At 51.1% G+C, this 1104-nt stretch carries 1 protein-coding gene; it reads right to left on the bottom strand.

Annotated features, from left to right (window positions below; translation table 11 throughout):
* Window positions 1-10 precede the first annotated feature (10 nt).
* Window positions 11-1102, bottom strand: a complete 1092-nt coding sequence (gene tnpB, locus GKZ89_RS20765; RefSeq protein WP_162357165.1) for an IS200/IS605 family element RNA-guided endonuclease TnpB — start codon at window positions 1100-1102, stop codon at window positions 11-13.
* Between the last annotated feature and the right edge of the window lie 2 nt (window positions 1103-1104).

The following is a 1104-nucleotide window of genomic DNA, read 5'->3' as shown; positions in this document are numbered from 1 at the left end:
CCGTTATTGATTAGGCGATCCCCGCAGTCCCTGCGGTTAGAAGCCTCAAGGTTTCGGTCAAAATGTTTTGGCTCGCGTTCGCATCACGGTCGTGGTGCGTGCGGCATGACGGGCATTCCCACGCTCGCAAAGCGAGGCTTTTTACCTCTTTGTGGCGGTAGCCGCAAATTGAACAGAGCTGGCTCGATGGGAAACTTTTTCCGACAGCGATGACCTGTTTGCCGTACCATTTCGCTTTGTACTCAAGCATGCAGCGAAACTCGGACCAGCTCGCTTCGCTGATCGCTTTCGCGAGATTACGGTTTTGAGCCATAACCTTCACTTTTAAGTCTTCGATGCCGATGACGTCGTGGTTTTTGACGATCTCGGTCGAAATCTTATGAAGGTAATCGCTTCGTGCGTTTGCGATGCGTTCGTGGATGCGGGCGACTTTCGTCTTTTGCTTCTTCCAGTTGAACGAACCGAAGGTTCGCCGGGATAAGACACGCTGTGCTTTGGCGAGCTTTTCTTCAAGGCTATGAAAAAACCTCGGATTTTGGTAAACCACTCCGTTCGAGAGGACGGCGAACGTTTTGAGGCCGACATCGATGCCGACTGAAGAGCCTGCCTTCGGCAGCTCCGTTATTTCGGTTTCGGCCAAAAGCGAAGCAAAGTATTTGCCGCTCGGACTCCGCCTCACGGTGGCACGAAGGATGCGGCCTTCGACCTCACGGCTTTTGGCAAACGACACAAGCCCAAGCTTCGGCAGTTTGATTTTTTTATCGACAACGGCGATGTTGCCGTTCGTTTGTTTGGTCGTGTACGACTGAACCGGGTTTTTCTTTGACTTATAGACCGGCTTGTCGTTTTGTTTTTTGAAGTGCCGGGTGTAGGCGTCTGCCAGGTTTTTCAGCGACGACTGGAGGGAGACGCTGTCGACCTCTTTCAGCCAGAGGAGCTCTTTTTTTAAGTCGGTAAGCATCGCCGAACAGGTATTGTAGGTGAGACCTTTTTGTGTTGCCATATAAGCGTCCTCCCATTTCCGGAGGAAATGATTGAACACAAACCGCGAGCAGCCGATTGTTTTGTTGATGAGAATTTCCTGTTCTTTGTTTGGGTAGATTC

The organism is Metabacillus mangrovi (genome assembly GCF_009711125.1).
Classification (GTDB): domain Bacteria; phylum Bacillota; class Bacilli; order Bacillales; family Bacillaceae; genus Metabacillus_B; species Metabacillus_B mangrovi.
Note: the sequence above shows the minus strand (reverse complement) of the source record. Positions and strands in the feature narration are given on the sequence as shown.